The following is a 21,529-nucleotide window of genomic DNA, read 5'->3' as shown; positions in this document are numbered from 1 at the left end:
GATAAACTCGTTCTCATGATGGAAGAATATCGAAAAAAAATAGGTCAGATATTTGACCCATTACTTTCGGATAACTAGTGAAAGTTGCAAGTTAATTGAAGCTGGAAATTCTTACTTAGATAAAAATTAAAGAGAAGATGAAAACGAATTGTGAAAGGCATCAGAAAGGAGATAAAAGTCTAACGCTTGAACGCTTTTTAATTACGTCAAAAAATAAGTTTTCAAAGCTTATTTAGTAGGAGATATTTTTTATGTAACAAATTCTTCTTTCATCACTCCTTAATCCAAAACTTGAAGAACCTGAAATCTTTATGCTTAAGGTTTCAGGTTCAGAAAACTGAGGAAGTAAAGAGAATATTGAGGTTTTAAACACCTGTCAAAAACAGTTGTAGGCGAATGATTTGAGAAATGTTTTAGCAATAAATCTAAATAATTAATAGGTACAGTCAGATGTTGGATTGTATTAAAAAATAGTAAGGTTACAAATCAATAATACTCACTTGAATATTCAAATTTAGTTCTTTTTGTGAAACAGTAGCTTGATTTATATCGATTTTCAAGTTTGAATCTATATTTATTGGGCTCTAATTTAAATAATTATCAATGAAACCGCTTTTTTAATGAATTTGATAATTAAACAGATAGTCATATGTATAATGAATTGTTAATAAGGTAAAATCATGTTACATTTAGTTGTTGGAAGCCCTTTGCAAAAAAAATACACCTACAAAATAATAGTAAGCACGTTTTGAAAACAGCTCTAAACTCTACCGCACAAAGCCGGCAAAACGTTCGTTTATGGAGAGAAGTAGAAAGTCCTGGCGAAAATCGACGAATTGAACTAGAGACCCGATATGATGAACTGACAAAAAAAGGATTTTACGGAAAACGATTGACTGATGTTATTTTAGGCACCGCAGGATTTCTGATTTTTACATTTCTCTTTCCCTTTATTGCTCTTGGAATTAAAATAGCATCACCGGGCCCTGTTATTTTTAAACAAAAAAGGATAGGCCTTTTTGGTAAATCATTTACCTGTTATAAATTCCGTACAATGCATCTTATTGAAATGAAATCCAAAAATGGTGAGCCTGTTATAACAGAGAAGGGAGATCAGCGTATATTCAAGTTTGGGCAGTTTCTTCGAAAAATGAATCTTGATGAACTTCCTCAAATACTAAATGTACTTCAGGGGCAAATGAGTCTTGTTGGTCCAAGGCCCTATACTGTAGATGAGTGCAGATATTGGGATGAAATTTTTGACGACCACTATTACCGGTACATCTTAGCGCCCGGCGTTACCGGGCTTGCCCAAGCAAATGGGTTTCGAGGCGGTACACTCGATGAACATAAAATGAGAAAACGTCTTGATTATGATCTCATATATACTGAAAAGTCCAGCCTTTTATTGGACTTTCAAATCATCTGGCTTACTATTTACCGCATGTTTGTCCGCAAGACGAATGGGCATTAGGATTCTATTTCTGCATTAAAAAAAGACACTTCAGGATCACGCTTGAGGCGTGGCCGCCGCAAGGTTGTTACTATATCTCTCGATAAAAATCTGAACCTTTCTTCCAAAAGCTCTACTTTCAGTGCTGAAGACTGAATACTATGAAAACAGAGAAAAAAATAAGTTGAATCAGAAGAAAGAGAAAAACTCAATAAAGTTATTGATTACCGGGGGAGCCGGATTTATCGGCAGTAATCTGGTAGAACACTTCACAAAGGATGACCGCGTATCGCTTGTTAGGGTGCTGGATGACTTGAGCAACGGTTACTATGAAAACATCAAGGAGTTTGAATCCCATCCGAAGTTCGAGTTTATGGAGGGGGATATTTGCGACTACCAGGTTTGCCTGAATGCAACAAAGGGTATTGATAAAATAACTCACCAGGCCGCACTGGGTTCTGTTCCCCGCTCTATCGAAAACCCGATGCGTACCACTGAGGTAAATATCCTGGGTACGGTTAATGTGATGCACGCGGCCGTTGAAAACGGTGTGGAGAGGGTGGTCCTGGCGTGCAGCTCCAGCACCTATGGCGACAGCAAGGAGCTGCCCAAAGTGGAAAACCGGATCGGCAAGCCGCTCAGTCCATACGCGGTGACCAAACTCTCCATTGAGCAGTTTGCGGATGTGTTTCAGCAGGTGTACGGCCTGAATTTTGTAGGACTGCGCTACTTCAACATCTTTGGCCCGAAACAGAATCCTGATAATCCCTATGCGGCAGTGATCCCGATCTTTTGCCAGGCCTTTATCGACGGGGAGAAGCCGACCATCAACGGCGACGGACACACCAGCCGCGACTTTACCTACGTTGCCAATGCCGTACAAGCCAACGATCGCGCGCTCTTTACAGAGAACGGGGAGGCCCTGAACCAGATCTACAATGTGGCCTGCAACGACCGGGTATCACTCAAAGAGATGGTGGAAGCCCTTAAGGAGATCAGCGGAAAAGAGATAGACCCCAACTTTGGCCCCGAACGGCCCGGTGACGTCAAACACTCCGAAGCCGACATCTCAAAGATCAGCGAAAAGCTGAACTATAAGCCCGAGGTATTCTTCAATGAGGGCCTAAAGGCCGTTTATGAGTGGTATGAGAAGCGGGAATCTTGATTGATCATGAGTTCTATTAATTAAGAAGTTAAAAATTAGGAACAAGTTAAATTTTGAACGTTAAACGTTGAGGACTAAAGTGTTGAAGGTTGCAGGTTAAGCGTTGACAACTTGTTGAAGGTTTCAGGTTGAACGTTAATCTTGTGTAAATAATACAAGCCTTGAACAGAAAACCTTCAACATGCAACGTCCAACAAATCTTCAAGCTTCAACACCGCGTACCGCCCACCGTGGCCGGTGAACCGTGCACCGTGAAATATTCCCCTGTACCTTTCTCTGAAATGCCCTATTTTGGAGGTTCAAAATTGTCCAAATTAACTAGGGAAAAACCATTTGAAACGTGTATTGATTACCGGCGGAGCCGGATTTTTAGGTTCGCATTTATGTGATCGCTACATCAATGAAGGGTTTGATGTAATCTGCATGGATAACCTCATCACAGGGAATGCCGATAACATCGCTCATCTGATCGGGAAGAAAGAGTTTAAGTTCATTCACCATGATGTGACGGAGTATATTCACGTGAAGGGTGAGCTGGACCTGGTGCTTCACTTTGCATCGCCCGCTTCGCCGATTGACTACCTCGAAATGCCCATCCAAACCCTCAAGGTTGGATCGCTTGGAACCCATAAGGCACTGGGGCTGGCCAAAGAGAAGAGGGCCCGGTTCCTGCTGGCGTCTACCAGCGAGGTGTATGGCGATCCGCTTATTCATCCTCAAAAGGAGGACTATTGGGGGAATGTAAACCCGGTCGGTTTCCGTGGAGTGTATGATGAAGCCAAGCGTTTTGCCGAGGCGATGACGATGGCATACCATCGTTTTCACGGGGTGGAGACAAGGATAGTGCGAATTTTCAATACGTACGGTTCACGGATGAGGCTGAATGATGGCCGGGCACTGCCGACGTTTATGCGTCAGGCACTTGAAGGGGAGAATATCACCGTATTCGGTGATGGCTCGCAGACGCGATCCTTCACCTATGTGGATGACCTGGTGGAAGGGATCTGGCGACTATCCCAAAGCGACGAGGTGGAACCTGTGAATATTGGTAATCCCGAAGAGATCACTATTTTTGAATTTGCAAAAGAAGTGATTGAGTTGACAGGAAGCAGCAGCAAAATCATTCATGAAGAATTGCCCAAAGACGACCCCCAGGTGCGCAAACCCGATATTACAAAAGCAAAAACTATTTTGAACTGGGAACCCCGCATAGAACGCAAAGAAGGCCTGAAAAAAACCCTTGAGTACTTCCGTGATAAAGTCTTCTCAGCAAAGCACTGAAAATTGAGACCTGATAGCATACCAAGATTCTTTCAGCGTTTGGTTTTGACAATTTGTTACTTAGGTTTCTTTCACGGTATCAGCGTCAGGACTGAGAGGAGTTTTTGGGAGACAATGGAAATTTTTCAGAAAGTGCTTACAGTAGACACGTGTCTTGTAGCTTGCACCTTGGCCCTTGAATAAATCTCTTTAATAAGTCCCCCGATTGCCGTAACTTTAGCGCCTATAATAGCCGGGTTAAAACCATAGACCCTAATACTCTCTGTGGCTTATAGGCCTCAGCGGTAAAATCCATTTAAACCCCGATCCAACCCGTGAGCGACGACAAGAATAAGAGCCCTGAACCGGGAAACTCTGAAAAGCCCGATATCCGCTATGTCCCTGTTGAGTATAAACCATATATGCAGGACGAAAAATATGAGATGGACCTTGTAGAGCTGGCTAAAAGCATTTGGGAGGGTCGTTGGACCATTATCAAAATTACTGCTGTTTTTGTTACGATTGGACTGTTCATTGCCCTCTTCAGCCCGGTAGAGTACGAAAGTGAGGCGATTTTAATGCCAGAAGTGCAGCAGCAACAGGAAGGGAGGGCCGGGCAACTCCTGCAACAGTTTGGTGGAGCTTTTGGTCTTGGCGGTGGAGGAATCCAAATGAGCCCCGGAACAATTCCTCCGATGATATACCCACGAATTGTCAACAGTCTCTCTTTCCAGGTAGAGCTTCTTGAACAGGAGATTCGGTTTGCGGATTATGAGGTTACCACTACGATACCCGATTTTTATGATAACCATTATTCCTATTCTTTGACCCAGTGGGTTCAAAGACTGACCTTTGGATTACCCTTTACAATACTCGAATGGATGAGTGGTGAGGAAGAAGCAGAAACAGTATTGGAAGAGGACCCATTCGCTGATGAATTTATTCAGATTTCAAAAAAAGAGTTAGAGTTAATCAAAACAATGCGTGATCGGATCTCAGTAAATCTGGATGAAGAAACCGGTCTTCTCACATCAAGGGTTACACTCCATGACGCAAGAGCATCTGCAGAACTGAACAGGCATGTGATCGAGCTGCTGAAACAATATGTGACCGATTACCGCCTTGAGAAAGCCCGCAAAGATCTTGAGTTTGTTGAGCAGCAGCACGAAAGTTCCAGAGTGCGCTTTGAACGTGAGCAAATACGCCTGGCGGAGTTTCGCGATCAGAATGTAACTCTTACTACTGCCCGCGCCCAGACCGAATTGGAACGGCTTCAGGACCAGAAAGATGTAGCCTTTAATGTGTTCAACACCCTTTCACAACAGCTTGAGCAGGCAAGACTGCAGGTGCAGGAACAGACTCCAGTCTTTAGTATGGTTCAGGCAGTGAATGTTCCGAGTGATAAGAGTAGTCCAAGGAGGGGATATATTTTAACCTTGCTAACCGCTCTGGGTATATTTATTTCAATCGCGATAGTAACCATAAAATATTTATTAAATAAATAGGCAAGATTATAATGTTAAATGACAGAACAATATTAATAACCGGTGGCACAGGATCTTTGGGTAAAGCCCTCACAAGTCACATACTTTCAACTTATCCTGGTATTAAAAAGCTAGTCATCTTTTCCAGAGATGAACAAAAACAGTTTCAAATGGCTCAGGAATACCCTGTTAACAAATATCCGCAGATTCGATTCTTTATTGGGGACATACGAGATGAGGCTAGAATTAAACGAGCATTAAAGGGAATCGATTATGTGATACATGCGGCAGCTATGAAACATGTACCTATTGCAGAATATAATCCAATGGAGTGTATTAAAACGAATGTTTTAGGGGCGGAAAATCTAATTAATGCATGTCTTGAAACCGATGTAAAACGGGTTGTTGCATTATCTACGGATAAAGCGGCTGCCCCAATTAATCTTTACGGGGCAACAAAACTTACTTCTGATAAGCTTTTTAATGCCGCAAATAACATAACCGGCTGGAATCCGATTAAATTTTCTGTGGTACGTTATGGTAATGTTATGGGCTCAAATGGTTCGGTAATTCCATTTTTTTTGAATAAAAAAAAGGAGGGAGTTCTTCCAATTACTGATCCGGAAATGACTCGTTTTAACATTTCACTTCAGGGCGGGGTAAATATGGTGATGCATGCGTTGGAACATGCATGGGGTGGAGAATTATTCGTACCCAAAATACCTTCTTATCGAATTTTGGATGTGGCAGAAGCAATTGGACCTGAATGCGAAAAACCTGTAATTGGTATACGGCCCGGTGAAAAAGTTCATGAGGAAATGATCACCTCATCAGATTCTTACAATACCTATGATTTAGGTAAATACTTTGCAATTTTACCTCAACAACCTAAGTTTAATTTGCAAGAGTACATTGATCACTTTTCGGCTGTGCGTGTAGAGCAGGGATTTAATTATAACTCCGCAGATAACAAAGAGTGGGAAACTGTTGAAAGCCTTAGAAAACTAATCAAAGAACACGTAGACCCAACTTTTGAGGTATAACATGGAAGTAATTCCCTATGGCCGCCAACATATAACAGATGAAGACGTCCAAGCTGTAGTTGAAACGCTAAAGTCTGACTATCTAACTCAAGGGCCACGCATAGCAGAATTTGAAGAAGCTTTTGCAAATTATGTGGGGTCCAAATATGCAGTAGCCATCTCCAACGGTACAGCTGCACTTCATTTATGTGCGTTAACTTTAAAAGTGCAGGAAGGGGATAAGGTGATAACAACGCCAATTACTTTTGCAGCCTCCGCTAATTGCATTAGGTATTGTGGCGGTGAAGTTGTTTTTGCTGATATTGATCCTGACACCTATTTGCTTGACTTGAATATCGTGAAAGAATTGTTGGAGTCTTCGCCAAAAGGAACCTACAAAGGAATAATACCTGTAGATTTTGCGGGTCGAGCCGTTGATTTAGAAGCCTTTCGAGAATTAGCTGATGCACATGATCTTTGGATTATTGAAGACTCTTGCCACTCCCCAGGTGGATATTTTACTGATAAGCATGGAGCCATGCAAAATTGTGGGAACGGACAATTTGCCGAATTAGCTATCTTCTCTTTTCACCCGGTGAAGCATATTGCTTCTGGAGAAGGCGGAATGATCACAACCAATAATGAAGAGCTCTACAATAAGCTCCTCAAACTCCGAACACACGGAATTACTAAAGATGAGTCTGAGTACCAAAACTCAGTCGAATTTGCAGTTGGTTCCTCTCATGCCTCAGAACATACGACTCATAAGTATCCCAACTGGTATATGGAGATGCAAGAGCTTGGCTATAATTACCGCATCACCGATTTTCAGTGTGCTTTAGGGAAAAGTCAGCTTGGGCGAGCAGCAATAGGTTTAGAAAGGCGCCGAGAAATTGCATCAACTTATTTCAAAGCTTTTAATGGAAAACCATTCATTAAAGGTCAGTCGGGAGTAGTAGAAGGGCATGCATATCACTTGTATGTGATTGAAGTGGAAGATCGATTAGGCTTATATAATTTTCTGCGTGAGCACAACATTTACGCCCAGATCCACTACATTCCATGCCATTTAATGCCCTATTACCGTCAATTTGGTTGGAAAGAAGGTGATATGAAAAACGCAGAAGCTTATTATCAAAATTGTATTAGTTTGCCGATGTATCCAACTCTAAATAACAATGAGTTAAACTTTGTGATAAGTAAAGTATTATCATTTTATGAAAGTTAAGACTCCAATTATTGAAACTGAAAGACTCCAATTAGTTCCGCTTGGAATAAATCACCTTTCAAGTGTATATGTAAACTGGATGAATGATCCAGAAGTTAATGCATATTTAGAATCAGGTGGTGATTATACACTTGATAAGCTTAATGAATTTCTGCTCAATGTAGAGAAATCATCTATTTTATTTTGGGCTATTCATATTAAGGAAAATGGGAAGCACATTGGGAATATTAAAATTGACCCTATTAATTTCAGGCATAAATATGGTGAGTATGGAATAATGATGGGGGAGAAAAAGGAATGGGGAAAAGGCTATGCAAAAGAGGCTTCATTGTCCGTTATAATGTATTGTTTTTCTAAAGATATAGATTTAAGGAAGGTTAATTTAGGTGTTCGTAGTAACAATGAATCAGCGGTGCAGCTATATAAAAAGTTGGGGTTTACTGTTGAAGGCGTGTATAAAAAGCATGTAATAACAAAGTTAGGGTATGATGATATCTTAAGAATGGCCCTTTTTAATCCTATCTATGAACAGTAAGATTATTTTAGGAACGGTTCAATTTGGAATGAACTACGGTATCAATAACAGTACCGGGCAATTGACTGAAGATGAAGTATTTAATATTCTTGATTTAGTTCATAAATCAAATATTCATATTCTGGATACAGCGGCAGCTTATGGGAATTCCGAAAAAAGAATAGGCAATTATAATCAATCTCGATTAGATAAAGATTTTAAAATTATTACCAAGTTTAATCTTAAGCAGGGAGCTACGCCTTTAGAATCACTTGAAAACTCTCTTCAAAATTTAAAAGTTGATCAAGTGGATACAATAATGTTCCATAGTTTTGAAGACTTTAGGGAATCAAGTAAAAAAAATATTGAAAAGTTAATAGAGCAAAAGGGTAAAAAGTATCTGAAATTAGGTATTTCACTATACACTAATGAGCAAGTCGACGAAATTTGCAATCATAAATTATTTGAAGTGGTTCAATTACCTTTTAATGCTTTAGATAATTACAACTTAAGAGGGAAAGCTTTAGAAAAGTTAAAAGCTAATAATATTGAAATTCATACCAGATCCGTTTTTCTTCAGGGTTTGTTTTTTATGAGTAGAAATAAAATTCCTTTAAAACTGAATCCCTTAAAAGCATACTTAGAACAATTAGAAATTATTGCGAAAAAGTATCGTGTTGAGAAAGCAGCATTGGCTCTACATTATGCTTTATCAAAAACTTATATTGATGGAATACTGATAGGTGTCGACTCTTTAAATCAAATGGAAAATAATATAAAAATGTTGGCTTCAAGAGTTCCTCATCAAGCCTTTAATGAAATTGATAATATTGTAGTAAATGAATCCTATTTATTAAACCCCGCAGTATGGAACCATTAACAATATTGTTGATTACTCAGGCTAGAGTAGGAAGCACTCGCTTTCCTGAGAAAGTTATCAAAACTATAGGAGACACTACACTTTTAGGATTACACATAGACCGAGTTAAGAAGTCCAAATTAGTAACGAATTTCGTAGTGGCAACTACAGAGGAAGTTGGAGTCGATACTATACTAAGTATAGCCGAAAAATTAGGAGTTGCAGTTTACCAAGGCGATTTAAATGATGTTTTGGATAGATTTTATCAAGCAGCATTGCCCTATTTGCCAGATTATATTGTGAGAGTCACATCTGATTGTCCATTGCTTGATGCGGACTTAATTGATTCAGTTATCGAGTATACCATTAAAGAAAAAGCAGATTATGGCGCAAATGTCATATTGGAAGAATATCCTGACGGACAAGATATTGAGGTTTTCACCTTTAAAGCATTGGAGAAAGCCTGGAATGAAGCAAAATCCACATCTGATAGAGAGCATGTAACACCATATATTAGAAATAATTCAAATCTAAAAGGTGGAACCTTGTTCAAAGCTGTGCATTATAAATCTTCCTCAAATTTCAATCACATTCGAATGACAGTTGATGAGCCCAATGACCTTGAAGCTATTAAGATATTGGTGTCTGAACTTGGAACTACAGCTTCATGGCAGGAGTACACTTATTACATTATCAATAATATACATAAATTCAAAAATCAAGATATTATAAGGAACGAGGGCTATTTAAAATCATTGAACAAAGATAAATCATAAATTATGGGCTCAGGACAAGAATTATATAAAAAAGCTAAACAACTGATTCCCGGAGGCACAATGTTGCTTTCCAAAAGGCCGGAAATGTTTTTGCCAGATCATTGGCCTTCATATTTTTCAGAGGCTAAGGGATGTTTAGTTACTGACTTAGACGGCAATAAATTTATTGATATGTCCATAATGGGTATTGGAACCAATACTTTAGGATATGGGCATGAAGAGGTTGATGCAGCAGTAATGGAATCTGTTAGGAAAGGTAATATGAGTACACTTTCTTGTCCGGAGGAGGTATTTTTGGCAGAGAAACTAGTTGAAATTAATCCTTGGGCTGACATGGTTCGTTTTGCAAGAAGTGGCGGAGAGGCCAACGCAATTGCGATTCGGATTGCCAGAGCTGCATCAGGAAAAGATCAGGTTGCAATATGCGGCTATCATGGCTGGCATGATTGGTATTTATCTACCAACCACAATGAGGGTGACGGACTGGCAGACCATTTATTACCAGGATTACATCCGGCAGGTGTGCCAAAGAATCTTAAAAACACTGTATTTCCTTTCCATTACAACGATTTTAAAGAATTAGTTAAAATTGTGGCTGAACATGATATCGGTGTTATCAAAATGGAGGTGGAAAGAAATTTTGGGCCGGAAGATAATTTTTTGCAGAAGGTCAGAGACTTGGCAACTCAGAATAATATTATTTTGATTTTTGATGAATGTACTTCCGGGTTTAGAGAAACATTTGGGGGGATACATAAAAAGTATGGAATTGAACCAGATTTAGCCATGTATGGTAAAACTATTGGTAACGGGTATGCCTTAACAGCTGTTGTAGGCAGACGATCCATAATGGAAGCTGCTCAAAAAACATTTATTAGCAGTACGTTTTGGACAGAAAGAATAGGGCCTACCGCTGCTCTGAAAACACTTGAAGTAATGGAACGCATTAAATCTTGGGAGATAATTACTGCAAAAGGCTATAAAATGCGTGATGGATGGCAAGAATTGGCTGATAGCAACCATTTAAGCATTTCAATAGCAGGAATTCCATCGATTTCAACCTATTCGTTTAATCATTCCGATGCAATCAAATTCAAAACCTTGGTAACTCAAGAAATGCTAAAACAAGGGATTCTGGCCAGTACAAATTTTTACGCTGCAGTTGCCCATGAAGATGTTTACTTTGATCAATACTTTGAAAGTTTAAATGAAGTTTATCACTTAATACATAAGTGTATAATTGGGCAAGAAAATATTGATGCTCTACTTGAGGGGCCTGTTTGTCATTCTGGATTTAAAAGATTGAATTAAATGACTTTTCCTGATTCTTATACTTGCTTAGATAGGCAAGTTTTCTCAAAGAATGAATATTATTTGATCCCTATTCGGTTTCAAGACCGCTATAAAATTATGAAATGGCGAAATGAACAGATCTATCATTTGCGTCAAAACAAGCCGTTAGAAGAAAAAGATCAGGATCAATATTTTCAAAATATAGTGGCCAGGCTTTTTGATCAGGAACAACCAAATCAAATCCTCTTTTCCTTCTTAGAAGGAGATAAATGCATTGGATATGGTGGCTTGGTTCATATTAATTGGGTTGATAAGAATGCCGAGATATCTTTCATAATGGACACATCTTTAGAAGCATCTTATTTCGAAAATTATTGGCACATTTTTTTAAAGCTTATTGAAGAGGTAGCATTCGAAGAACTAACTTTACATAAAATTTTCACCTATGCGCTTGATCTAAGGCCTAAGCTTTATCCGGTTTTAAAAAATTCTGGTTATGTTTTGGAAGCGGTGTTGAAGAATCATTGTTTGTATAATTTAAGGTATGTTGATGTTATTATACACTCCAAATTTAGAATAGACTAACAATCATAATTTGTTGACCTGCATAAATAAAATGAAAAAAATAGTTGTTATTACAGGGGCAAATAAGGGCCTGGGCAAATCTTTTTTAGATATTATCTTACAAGACAAAAAAAGTATTGTATTGTCCCTTTCTCGGGAACTTCATGACGATCATAGCAACTTTAACAATAAAAATCTTTTTCTTGTACCAACTGATTTATCCAAACCATTTTCTGAGGAACTTTTAAACGTACTCGATCAATTTTTAGCAGAGGAAAGTGTTATTTTTCTGTTTAACAATGCAGGTACAATAGTTCCCATAAAACCTGTTGGCACCTTTAGTTTTTCTGAAATAAAAAACTCTATAGCTGTGAATATTAATTATCCTGTTAATCTTGTTAACAGTCTGATTAAAAGATACCCCAAGCAAAGAATATCAATTATTAATATAACATCAGGAGCAAGGAATAATCCGATACAATATTGGTCTTTATATGGATCGGCAAAAGCATATATGGCTATGTTTTTTAAAATCCTAGATGAAGAAAATAATAATCTTAGTATATATGATATTGATCCGGGTGTTTTGGATACCGGCATGCAGAAGACAATTAGAGAGAATACTTTTCCCAAACAAAATGATTTTATAGCATTTAAATCAAATCAGCAATTAGTTGATCCAGCAGAAGCTGCAGAAAGAATATTAAAAGAAGTGAAATTTTAATATGAAAATCGGAGTAATAGCAGATATCCATGGAAATCAATATGCGTTTAATGAAGTTCTTAAATCAGCTACTGCTTTAGGGATTAGGAAACTTCTGGTTTTAGGAGATATTGTTGGTTATTACTATCGACCGGAAGTAATTCTGGAAGCACTTTCGGAGTGGAGTTATGAAATTATTAAAGGGAATCATGAAGATATTCTAAAAGCTCTTTATGAAAACAAGATTGACTCTAAAAGCCTCAAAGAAAAATATGGCAGTGGTCATGAAATGGCACTCAAAAATATTGATGATGAAAAATTAAAATGGTTGTTTTCATTGCCGAGCCAAAAAGACGTTGTTATTGACGGGGTATCATTTCAGCTTAATCATGGTAGCCCAAATAACATCGATGAATACATATACCCGGATGCATCTATTGAAAAATTAGATGAGTGTAATTCTGATGTGCACGATTTCGTTTTGATTGGTCATTCTCATTACTCCTTTATTCATAAATGCAAAAATAGCATCCTCATAAATTGTGGATCTGTGGGACAATCAAGGCAAAAAGGAGGCGTAGCAAATTGGGCGATTATAAATACTTCTGATAAAAGTTATGAAATAATACATACTCCATACAATACAGCACATCTTATCAAGGATGTCAAATTGATTGATCCCGAAAACGAGTATTCATACAAAGTTTTAGAGCGATAAAATAGATTTCGTCAATACAATTTTAGATTCCAATGTGATAGCAAAATATGAGTAGTGAGAAAATCAATGTACTAGTAACCGGTTGTGGAGGCGATATAGGCCAAAGTATCGGCAAAATACTTAATGAAAGTAATCTTGTTAATAATTTATATGGATGTGATATAACAGATAAAAATGCAGCAAAATTTATATACCCAAATTTCTTAATTGGGCTGCCTTGTAGTAATTCTGAATATGTTTCCAATCTTGAAAGCATTGTTAATCAGTATAAAATTAATTATATAATACCTATCTCCGAACCTGAATTAAGGTATTTTTCTAAAAAAGATATAAGACAAATTGGAGAAGCTAATTTAATCATGGCTTCAAAAGAAGCTTTAGAAATTGGCTTTGATAAGCTTTTAACTGCTAAATTTTTACAAAGTAATAATCTTCCATATCCTATTACATACTTACTAAATGAAATTGATACTATAGAAAAATTTCCTGTAGTCTTGAAATCCAGGACAGGATCAGGAAGTTCTCAAGTAAACATAGTTCGTGATTCTGAAACCTTCAAAGCATTTAAGGGGATAGAAAATGATTTTATAGTGCAGGAATATTTAGATGGGGATACTGGAGAATATACTTGTGGTGTTTTTAGAAGTAGGGACAGATTGATTAGATCAATCATTCTTAAAAGAGAATTAATGGGGGGATTTACTGGATATGCAGAAGTTGTTTCAAATAATGAAATAACTAATCTACTGCACGATATAGCTAGTACACTAGATTTAGTTGGGAGCATTAATGTGCAGCTTCGGTTGACAAATAAAGGTCCCATAGTTTTTGAAATTAATCCAAGATTTTCGAGCACTGTACGTTTCAGAGATCTTTTGGGATTCAAGGATGTTCGTTGGTCTATTGAGGATATGATAGGTCTTCCGATATCTGATTACACTGAAATATCAATCGGAAAAAAAGTTTACAAAGGTTTTAATGAATATATTCAATAATTCAATGAAGGAAATTGAAATAGGCCAAAGAAAGATAGGGTATGGTCATCCGGCTTTTATAATTGCGGAATTATCAGCTAATCATAACGGAAGTCTTGAAAATGCTATTGAAACCGTTAAGGCTGCTAAGCGTGCAGGCGCTGATGCATTCAAGCTCCAAACCTATACGGCAGATACCATTACCATAGATTGTGATAATGAATACTTCCAAATTAAAGACGGGCTATGGAAGGGGAAAACATTATATGAGTTATATGGAGAAGCGTATACACCCTGGGAATGGCATGAAGAGTTGTTCAATGTGGCAAAAGAAGAAGGGTTAATTTGTTTTTCCTCTCCTTTTGATAGAACTGCAGTCGATTTTTTGGAAGATTTAAATACTCCGGCGTATAAAATTGCGTCTTTTGAAATTCATGATATACCCTTGATTCAATACACTGCTTCTAAAGGAAAACCTATTATTATGAGTACCGGCATTGCCACAGAAGAGGATATTCAACTTGCTGTAGACACCTGCAAAAAGAGTGGCAATGAACAAATTATACTCTTAAAATGCACTTCCTCTTATCCGGCTCCTATTGAACTCGCTAATATGAGAACAATGGTTGATATGAAAAAGAGGTTTGGTGTTGAAGTTGGGCTCTCTGATCATACTTTGGAACATATTGTTCCTATTGTAGCCACAAGTTTGGGAGCAAAAGTAATTGAGAAACATTTTATCATGGATAAAACAGTAGGCGGAATTGATGCAGATTTTTCCTTAGATTTTCATGAATTCAGGTCTATGGTGCAAGCAGTTAGACAGGCAGAAAAAGCTCTGGGAGAAGTAACCTACGAACTGTCCGAAAAAGTAGAAAAAAACAAACAATTTGCACGTTCTATTTTTGCAGTTAAAGATATAGAGATAGGGGAGAAGTTTACGATGGAGAATGTGAGGTCGATCAGGCCGGGGAATGGGTTGCACCCAAAGTATTTAAATGAGATACTGGGAAAGGTGTCTTTAAAAAATATTAAAAAAGGAAATCCTTTAGGCGGCAACGAAATTAATGGATTCTCAATTTGAATTTTTCTTTAATAGGAAAGGTGTTCAAAAATTCATTGGTTAAAGAGTTTTCTTTTTATAGTTCATCTACATTTATATACCAATTATCAAGAGTTTTAGTTGAGTTAACAGCTGCAAAAATACTGGGCCCTGCACTTTGGGGAATCTGGTATTTATTAAATTTGAGTATTGCTTACAGAGGCCTATTTGAACTTGGAATTTCAAATGGAATGAACAGAGAGATTCCAATTAATTTAGGTAAGAATGATGTAAAAAAGGCAAAACACATTCAAAATATAACTTTCTCCACGGTTTGCATAAGCTCAGTAATTGCTTTAGTATTTCTTTTATTTGCTTCATTAATAGTAAATGACCCTAATTTAAGATCATCTTTATTGTGGTTAATTCCTTTATTTATAGTTACACAATTTTATTACTTGGTTAATGCCTCACTTAAGGCAAATACATTGTTTAGTTTTGTTAGTAAGAAGCAACTTCTGTTTTCAGCTCTATTCCCTTTATTTGCTATACCGTTAACTTACCTATTTAAGCTTGAAGGATTTATAATCGCATATACTGCAGCATTATTTATAGCCGTCACTTACATATATAAAAAGTCATCTATTTCGTATAGTATCGACTATGATTGGAAAGAAGTGAAAAATCTTATAAGAATTGGTTTTCCGATCATGGCTGTTGGCATCACATATACTTTTTTGAATACAGTTGATAGATGGATAATTAGCCTATTTTTAGGAACGGAAGAGCTTGGTTTTTATAGCATGGCAATTATCGTATTTGGTGGAATGACATTGTTTCCAAATATTATTTCCCAACAATTATACCCAAGAATGGCCTATGATTGGGGGAAGTCTAACACAAAAAGTTCTTTACAACATTGGGCATGGATACAAACCAAATATACTGGGATATTAGTAATCCCGGTATTAATTGGTGTATTAACAATTTTCCCATGGATTATAAGAACTCTGTTACCCGAATATATACCTGGTATACACTCTCTTCAAATCATAGCTTTTGGAACATTATTCATACCTTTTTCAGCTGGCTGGGGAAATGTATTGAATATAATTGATAAACAAGTTTATTACCTGTTGGTAATTATTATTGCTGTTATTGTAAATATCACTATCAATTATTTTCTTGTAACTGCTGGTTATGGAATTGCCGGTGTTGCTTTTGGTACTGCAATAACTTTTGCAATGTATTGTTTAGCCGTAATGGGTTTAGGTAAATATTTTTTAAAAAAAATAATAAGTAAATGAAAGAAGCGTCGGTTTCTGATGACAATAATATGATAGATTTGATTATCTCTTATAAATTTAATGATATTTACTATTCTTTAAATTATATAAGTGATAATTATCAGGTTATCCATATTTCAAATAAACATGAGGTGTTACGATTCATTGATGAAAATAACATGCATAATATAGTTTCCAAGAATAGATTTCCTTTTGTTCAGGTTAATAAATTATTAAGAGAAAAGAAATTTAATGTAGATACAGTTTATTTATCTAATTTAGAATTGACAATAAGCCAATATATAATAAGCTATATAAATCCTAGACAGATTGTCATTGTAGAGGATGGGCATTATAATTACCATTATAATTTTATTGAAAACAACTTAAAGCAAAAATTTAAAAATGTAATAACACACAGAGATCATAAATGGTTTAAAAATAAAGTAAATAAAGTGCAAATTTTCATGCCCGATAAAGTTCATGAATCTTTTAAATCATTTGATGTAGATAAGTTAATATTAAAACCAATTGAAGATATCCCGGCCCATCTTATTCAAAAATTAGATAATAAAAAAATATTTATTGGCCAGCCTCTAAGTCAACCACGGAAAAAAGACAACAAACAAGAAAAAGAGAATTACGAACGAATTGTTAATAATATTATAAAAAAATATGAAATCGACTACTACATTGAGCATAGGTATTCTAAGGGTGAAAATATCATAAATAAGTATGATTTTTATCAGCATGGCTATACATTAGAAATGATAGCACCACATATCAAGAATCTTACAATTTATACATTTGGTTCTTCTTTAATTATCTCTCTTAGTGGTTATGAGCACATAGATTGCTTTATAGTTTCACACAGTCAAATTTATTCTGGGAGCTCATTTTTGACAGAAGTCTGTACTAATGAACTATTAATTGAAGATGAAAAGTAAATGTGTATTAACTCACTTGATTTTGATTTAAAAATAAGATGAATCAGATAGTGTTTATTGCAAATAATTAATTGCCATAAATGAAAAGAATAATATTAAACCCATTATACTGTGAATAATGTGTTGAGAGTTTCTCTTGGTATTATATTAATGGTTTACGTAGTAATAATACTATTTGCAACAAATACTATTTCCGGATATTTGCATACTAACTATGATGTGTTTGTTAATATTTATATAACTATGCTAATTGCCCCACTAATAATGCTCATGATAGTGGAGGTGAGAAGGAATATATATTATGATAAACTATCTATATATATCATACTTTTCTTTGTTTTTGTAATCATTTCAGGTGTTATTTTATCTAGTTATAATCCGGCTATATTTATATTATTTGCATTGGTCTTATACACAGTAGCGGGTAGTGTATGGTCAAAGGAAAGTGATTTAATTTTCAACTCATTTTTTGAGTATTTGGCTGTGATATTGATTACAGCTCTACTTATTCTTAGCCTTGTAACGGAATATGATAGGTTTAGTGGGTTCTCTGTATCGGCAACAACTTTATCTATCTATTTATTAATAATTTATGTTGTATTAGTAGTTGACAAGCCAAAGATTTATGCTTTACTATTTGGTTTGCCTGTTGTTTATTTATTATTGATTAGTCAAACTCGCTCTGCACTAGTTTTATTTCTTGTAATTGTTTTACTTTCAATGGGGTATGGTGAGCGAAAGCATATGAAGAAATTGTTCATTGTAACAGTTCTTTTATTGTCATTTGTTTATCCCATATATGGAGCCTTATCCGCTCTTACTGATTCCGGAATTATGTTAAGGGATGGAGATCTACAGGATGGATCATTTATAACCAGGTATTGGTTAACGATGTATATTTTTGAAGATTACTTGCAAAGTAATATATTTCACATCTTATTTGGATTAGGGGCAGAACAATCCCGAAGTTTAGTTATGGATTATTATGGTTATGATGTTCATGTGCATAATGATTTTCTTAGATTACTCTATGATTTTGGAGTTATTGGCAGTATGATATATATATTTATTTTATATAAAATAGCAATTAAAAACAGGCTAACATATATTCTAATTATAATATATTTGTTTTCATTTTTTCATAATATGATATACGATGTTTATCAATTATGTATTCTCTTAATCTTTGCACAACAAAGATCTCGTCATTGGTAACGTAATTTCAGGATTTGATTATTTGCTTGTTTATAGTGTGAAAAACCTATAAAAGAAGACTCTAAGAAAATTCCGTATAAAGACCATAGAAATATGTCTCAATGGCACTTTACTAAATCTGACAATTTTACATTTATATGAACAATATATTACATAAAAAGGCTATCGATTTAAGTGATATAGTAGAGTTGATTAAATCCGAGGTAAAGGAAACTGTATTAATTACATTTTTGAATCCAGTTTCATATGTAAAGATGTCTAAAAGAAAAGACCTTTTGGTACAAGTAGATCGAATTGGTTATGATGGTATTATGCTTGTAAAATTTATGCAGATCTTTTATAAATCTGGAATTGATAGAACTAGTTTTGATTTAACAAGCCTGTCTCCCATAATATTTGAACAGAGCTGTAAAAGTGGTGATGGCATATATATTATAGGATCCAAAGAAGATGCAATCACCAAAGCAGTACGAAATATAAAAGAAGGGTTTTTAAATATTAATATTATAGGATACAGGCATGGATATAATATTGACAATGAAGAATTTATAAAAATTATGGAAACTATTAACTCTCTAAAACCTAAGTTTATAGTTGTAGGAATGGGTGCAATAAAACAAGAAGAGTTTATGATAAAAATACGCAATTCTTTAAGCTATAATTGCATCATATTTAGTTGTGGGGGATATATACATCAAACCTCTGAATCAATTAATTACTACCCACAATTTATTGATAAGTATAATTTACGTATGCCTTACAGAATATATAAGGAAAGATTGTATAATCGACTTTATTTATATGTAGTATTTATTTTCATTTTTATTAAAAATAAATTAACTGATTAGACAACTAACCAAAATATAAAGTGGATGAAATTTCGTAATAGATAGTGACGGATGACCTAAAAAATATTAATTCCTGAGTAAAATATATAGCATTATTTATCAATATTATACTTTCTCGTTCATCTGGGTATCCATCTTATGCCAACCAATATTCCAAATTGATCACCCACAAGTGCTCCGTTATCAAATCCGGCTTCAGTGAGAATTGTAATTGTATTCCCAGACCAATTCAATGGAGTTTCCAGACCTGCAAAGAAACTCCACTGGATGATATAGGGGTCAAACAAGCCAATCTTCTCTTCATCGTCTGGAATACGATTATCCCATCTTTTACCATAGTTTCGGCTGAATGTGGTTTTTGTGCTCAGTGAAATGTTACGCATCAGGCTAAAAGATACTCCAAGATGATGGGCCACGATGCGGTTATTAAACACCCCGATATTGGGGTCACTGCTGGGGATAAAAAGAGCGTTGCCGATCGTTCGAGAGTTGTACACCCAGCCTGTTCTATACAGTCCATGATTGTAGTAGTTTTCGTTACCTCGATGAGTATCTCTCAAACCTTCAGGTTCAGGAACTCTTGGTCCATCCTGGTATTTGGTGTATAGAAATTCATAAGTAAGAGCATTTATTGGAAGCGTAAAGGATTCATTGAATTGAAAATTAACCCCTGTTAAAGCATCCTGCAGACTTTTAAACTTAAGATTGTCTTTGGTTTCCAGAGGGAACTGTCTGTAAACTTTGATATCCACATCTTCAAATTCCATGAAGAAGCCGAAATCCCATGCCCCAATATGGTCTCCATACATATATGCCTGGAACTGTGGAGGAGAGTCATCTCCGGCTTTTGTTGCAAAAAACGCATTAAAATATTCGCTGATACCGGCCGGAATATCTCCATGATCCGGGTGATTTTTTCCGCCCCACAATACATAGTGGGCAAGCCCTCCATAGATATTGAGAGGGAAATCACCTCCAAACCGTGCATGACCTACCTTTTCATGCAAAAGAACATTATCTGTAATTCGCCTGCTGCCCAGCCAGCCATGGGCGATATAACCTTTTATTTGAACAAAGTCGCGAGTTAACGGTAGTGAAGTCCAGTTAGTAAGCCCTACCCGTAGTTGTGGAATGGGCGCTGCATTATTGCTGATTCCTAACGATCCCATTCCCAACTCCTCATCATGAATCGGTGAGGTGTTATGAAACCTGCCCGCCTGTAAAAATAGTCCCCAAGCATCCATTCGTAAATACCCTTGGTTAAACGACAGGGTAGAGGAGCTGCCCGGACGCGCAATAAGGTCGACGCCATAGCGGAGGGTGAAGCGGTCACTATCGCTGCCTCCAAAGTATCCAAGCCCGTGCGCCTGAAAGCGCGTAAGAATGTGGCTGCCGTCCGGTGCAAACATGCCATAGCGGTTACTCTGCAGCCAAAAAGGAGTTGCTCCGGATGAACTAACCACTCCATAGGTTTCAAAATTGAACTCGGGTGGTGTGAGCTGTGCGACCGAGTTTTGCGGTATGATGACAAATCCCGTAAAAATCAGCAGTGCGACCTTTATTAAAGAATTTATTTGGGATATGTTCATGGAGTGATTATCGTTAAAACAAAAATTATTCTACGGGACTTTTGGGAGAAATGTTGGGTGCGCTTTGATGTGTCGGGTTTGTATAAGCAACAACTCTCGCTAGCTGAATGGCACCGTACGAGTGCCATGGAAGCGTTGAAATCTGGACTATGTCGCTGTGTGGACTTTTGAAATGCTGAATCATTAGCTGTATTTCAATTTTTGCCAATATCGAAAATTTATTTAGGATGAATTTGTAATCATTGCTCTAATTAAAAAATTTGTGAATCAAAAGATCTTGATCAAATATACAATAATCGGCGAATTGATTTTAATGAACATACCTGTCGTTTTTTAACCGGATTTGTAAAAGAATATTCATACCTAAAAAAGTTCAAGAATTAGTAATATATTCCATTTAATAACAGTAGCTTAAATATAACTTCGTTTTCCTTGAGAAGTCGAAGATAGCTAAATTATTCAATTTACCTATCAAGAAACAATAGTTCAAATTATCAACCATCAGATGCATAAATCAATTAAGCTACTGACCGGCCTGATTTTTATAAGTTCTCTCATCAATTTTGCTGCATGGGAAGCTTTAGCCGCA

Annotated in this window: 18 protein-coding genes and 1 pseudogene; 18 read left to right on the top strand and 1 reads right to left on the bottom strand. The window is 36.3% G+C overall.

Annotated features, from left to right (window positions below):
• The first annotated feature begins 718 nt into the window (after positions 1 to 718).
• The 18 genes and pseudogenes from EA412_10960 (at position 719) to EA412_10875 (ending at position 19,351) form a co-directional block, all read left to right on the top strand.
• Entirely contained in the window at positions 719 to 1,474 is a 756-nt protein-coding gene (locus tag EA412_10960; GenBank protein TVR77529.1) for a sugar transferase, read from the top strand.
• A gap of 190 nt (positions 1,475 to 1,664) precedes the next feature.
• Positions 1,665 to 2,618, top strand: a complete 954-nt coding sequence (locus EA412_10955) for an SDR family oxidoreductase (protein ID TVR77531.1) — start codon at positions 1,665 to 1,667, stop codon at positions 2,616 to 2,618.
• A gap of 333 nt (positions 2,619 to 2,951) precedes the next feature.
• Positions 2,952 to 3,899, top strand: a complete 948-nt coding sequence (locus EA412_10950; GenBank protein ID TVR77528.1) for an SDR family oxidoreductase — start codon at positions 2,952 to 2,954, stop codon at positions 3,897 to 3,899.
• A gap of 314 nt (positions 3,900 to 4,213) precedes the next feature.
• Complete coding sequence (locus tag EA412_10945) at positions 4,214 to 5,383, top strand: hypothetical protein (protein TVR77527.1); 1,170 nt, start codon at positions 4,214 to 4,216, stop codon at positions 5,381 to 5,383.
• 11 nt (positions 5,384 to 5,394) lie between these two features.
• A complete protein-coding gene (gene pseB / locus EA412_10940) occupies positions 5,395 to 6,405 on the top strand; it encodes a UDP-N-acetylglucosamine 4,6-dehydratase (inverting) (GenBank protein ID TVR77526.1) in 1,011 nt (336 codons plus the stop codon).
• A 1-nt stretch (position 6,406) separates the two neighbouring features.
• Positions 6,407 to 7,612: a UDP-4-amino-4,6-dideoxy-N-acetyl-beta-L-altrosamine transaminase gene (pseC, locus tag EA412_10935; protein TVR77525.1), complete on the top strand. Its 1,206-nt coding sequence runs from the start codon at positions 6,407 to 6,409 to the stop codon at positions 7,610 to 7,612.
• Positions 7,602 to 8,147 carry an N-acetyltransferase gene (locus EA412_10930; GenBank protein TVR77524.1) on the top strand — a complete coding sequence of 182 codons (546 nt, stop codon included), beginning with the start codon at positions 7,602 to 7,604 and terminating at the stop codon, positions 8,145 to 8,147. The genes pseC and EA412_10930 overlap by 11 nt, the downstream gene beginning before the upstream one ends.
• On the top strand, positions 8,137 to 9,006 hold the full coding sequence (locus tag EA412_10925) for an aldo/keto reductase (protein ID TVR77523.1): 870 nt from the start codon (positions 8,137 to 8,139) through the stop codon (positions 9,004 to 9,006). Before EA412_10930 ends, EA412_10925 begins: the two co-directional genes overlap by 11 nt.
• Positions 8,994 to 11,072, top strand: a pseudogene (locus EA412_10920) (aminotransferase class III-fold pyridoxal phosphate-dependent enzyme). Before EA412_10925 ends, EA412_10920 begins: the two are co-directional and overlap by 13 nt.
• Complete coding sequence (locus tag EA412_10915; protein ID TVR77522.1) at positions 11,073 to 11,639, top strand: GNAT family N-acetyltransferase; 567 nt, start codon at positions 11,073 to 11,075, stop codon at positions 11,637 to 11,639.
• Positions 11,640 to 11,670: 31 nt separating this feature from the next.
• Entirely contained in the window at positions 11,671 to 12,342 is a 672-nt protein-coding gene (locus EA412_10910; protein TVR77521.1) for an SDR family NAD(P)-dependent oxidoreductase, read from the top strand.
• Position 12,343: 1 nt separating this feature from the next.
• Entirely contained in the window at positions 12,344 to 13,039 is a 696-nt protein-coding gene (locus EA412_10905; protein ID TVR77520.1) for a metallophosphoesterase, read from the top strand.
• Positions 13,040 to 13,086: 47 nt separating this feature from the next.
• Positions 13,087 to 14,034 carry an ATP-grasp domain-containing protein gene (locus EA412_10900; protein ID TVR77519.1) on the top strand — a complete coding sequence of 316 codons (948 nt, stop codon included), beginning with the start codon at positions 13,087 to 13,089 and terminating at the stop codon, positions 14,032 to 14,034.
• Positions 14,035 to 14,038: 4 nt separating this feature from the next.
• Positions 14,039 to 15,097 carry a pseudaminic acid synthase gene (pseI, locus tag EA412_10895; GenBank protein TVR77530.1) on the top strand — a complete coding sequence of 353 codons (1,059 nt, stop codon included), beginning with the start codon at positions 14,039 to 14,041 and terminating at the stop codon, positions 15,095 to 15,097.
• Positions 15,094 to 16,362: a hypothetical protein gene (locus EA412_10890; protein TVR77518.1), complete on the top strand. Its 1,269-nt coding sequence runs from the start codon at positions 15,094 to 15,096 to the stop codon at positions 16,360 to 16,362. The genes pseI and EA412_10890 overlap by 4 nt, the downstream gene beginning before the upstream one ends.
• Entirely contained in the window at positions 16,359 to 17,288 is a 930-nt protein-coding gene (locus tag EA412_10885) for a hypothetical protein (GenBank protein ID TVR77517.1), read from the top strand. Before EA412_10890 ends, EA412_10885 begins: the two co-directional genes overlap by 4 nt.
• 150 nt (positions 17,289 to 17,438) lie before the next feature.
• Positions 17,439 to 18,503: a hypothetical protein gene (locus EA412_10880; GenBank protein ID TVR77516.1), complete on the top strand. Its 1,065-nt coding sequence runs from the start codon at positions 17,439 to 17,441 to the stop codon at positions 18,501 to 18,503.
• A 137-nt stretch (positions 18,504 to 18,640) separates the two neighbouring features.
• A complete protein-coding gene (locus EA412_10875; protein TVR77515.1) occupies positions 18,641 to 19,351 on the top strand; it encodes a glycosyltransferase in 711 nt (236 codons plus the stop codon).
• A 119-nt stretch (positions 19,352 to 19,470) separates the two neighbouring features.
• Here EA412_10875 and EA412_10870 read toward each other — a convergent pair whose 3' ends face one another.
• Positions 19,471 to 20,940 (bottom strand): hypothetical protein, encoded by a 1,470-nt coding sequence (locus EA412_10870; protein ID TVR77514.1) that lies wholly within the window; start codon positions 20,938 to 20,940, stop codon positions 19,471 to 19,473.
• Between the last annotated feature and the right edge of the window lie 589 nt (positions 20,941 to 21,529).

The sequence above is a fragment of the Chitinophagaceae bacterium genome, assembly GCA_007695095.1.
Lineage (GTDB): Bacteria > Bacteroidota > Bacteroidia > Chitinophagales > REEL01 > REEL01.
This window is presented reverse-complemented; position numbering and strand designations above follow the sequence as displayed.

Excerpts from the sequence above, each read along its gene's own strand:
- pseB (TVR77526.1), top strand. The coding sequence starts at position 5,395 with ATGTTAAATGACAGAACAATATTAATAACCGGTGGCACAGGATCTTTG.
- pseC (TVR77525.1), top strand. The coding sequence starts at position 6,407 with ATGGAAGTAATTCCCTATGGCCGCCAACATATAACAGATGAAGACGTC.
- EA412_10930 (TVR77524.1), top strand. The coding sequence starts at position 7,602 with ATGAAAGTTAAGACTCCAATTATTGAAACTGAAAGACTCCAATTAGTT.
- EA412_10925 (TVR77523.1), top strand. The coding sequence starts at position 8,137 with ATGAACAGTAAGATTATTTTAGGAACGGTTCAATTTGGAATGAACTAC.
- EA412_10915 (TVR77522.1), top strand. The coding sequence starts at position 11,073 with ATGACTTTTCCTGATTCTTATACTTGCTTAGATAGGCAAGTTTTCTCA.
- EA412_10910 (TVR77521.1), top strand. The coding sequence starts at position 11,671 with ATGAAAAAAATAGTTGTTATTACAGGGGCAAATAAGGGCCTGGGCAAA.
- EA412_10905 (TVR77520.1), top strand. The coding sequence starts at position 12,344 with ATGAAAATCGGAGTAATAGCAGATATCCATGGAAATCAATATGCGTTT.
- EA412_10900 (TVR77519.1), top strand. The coding sequence starts at position 13,087 with ATGAGTAGTGAGAAAATCAATGTACTAGTAACCGGTTGTGGAGGCGAT.
- pseI (TVR77530.1), top strand. The coding sequence starts at position 14,039 with ATGAAGGAAATTGAAATAGGCCAAAGAAAGATAGGGTATGGTCATCCG.
- EA412_10885 (TVR77517.1), top strand. The coding sequence starts at position 16,359 with ATGAAAGAAGCGTCGGTTTCTGATGACAATAATATGATAGATTTGATT.
- EA412_10880 (TVR77516.1), top strand. The coding sequence starts at position 17,439 with ATGGTTTACGTAGTAATAATACTATTTGCAACAAATACTATTTCCGGA.
- EA412_10875 (TVR77515.1), top strand. The coding sequence starts at position 18,641 with ATGAACAATATATTACATAAAAAGGCTATCGATTTAAGTGATATAGTA.
- EA412_10870 (TVR77514.1), bottom strand. The coding sequence starts at position 20,940 with ATGAACATATCCCAAATAAATTCTTTAATAAAGGTCGCACTGCTGATT.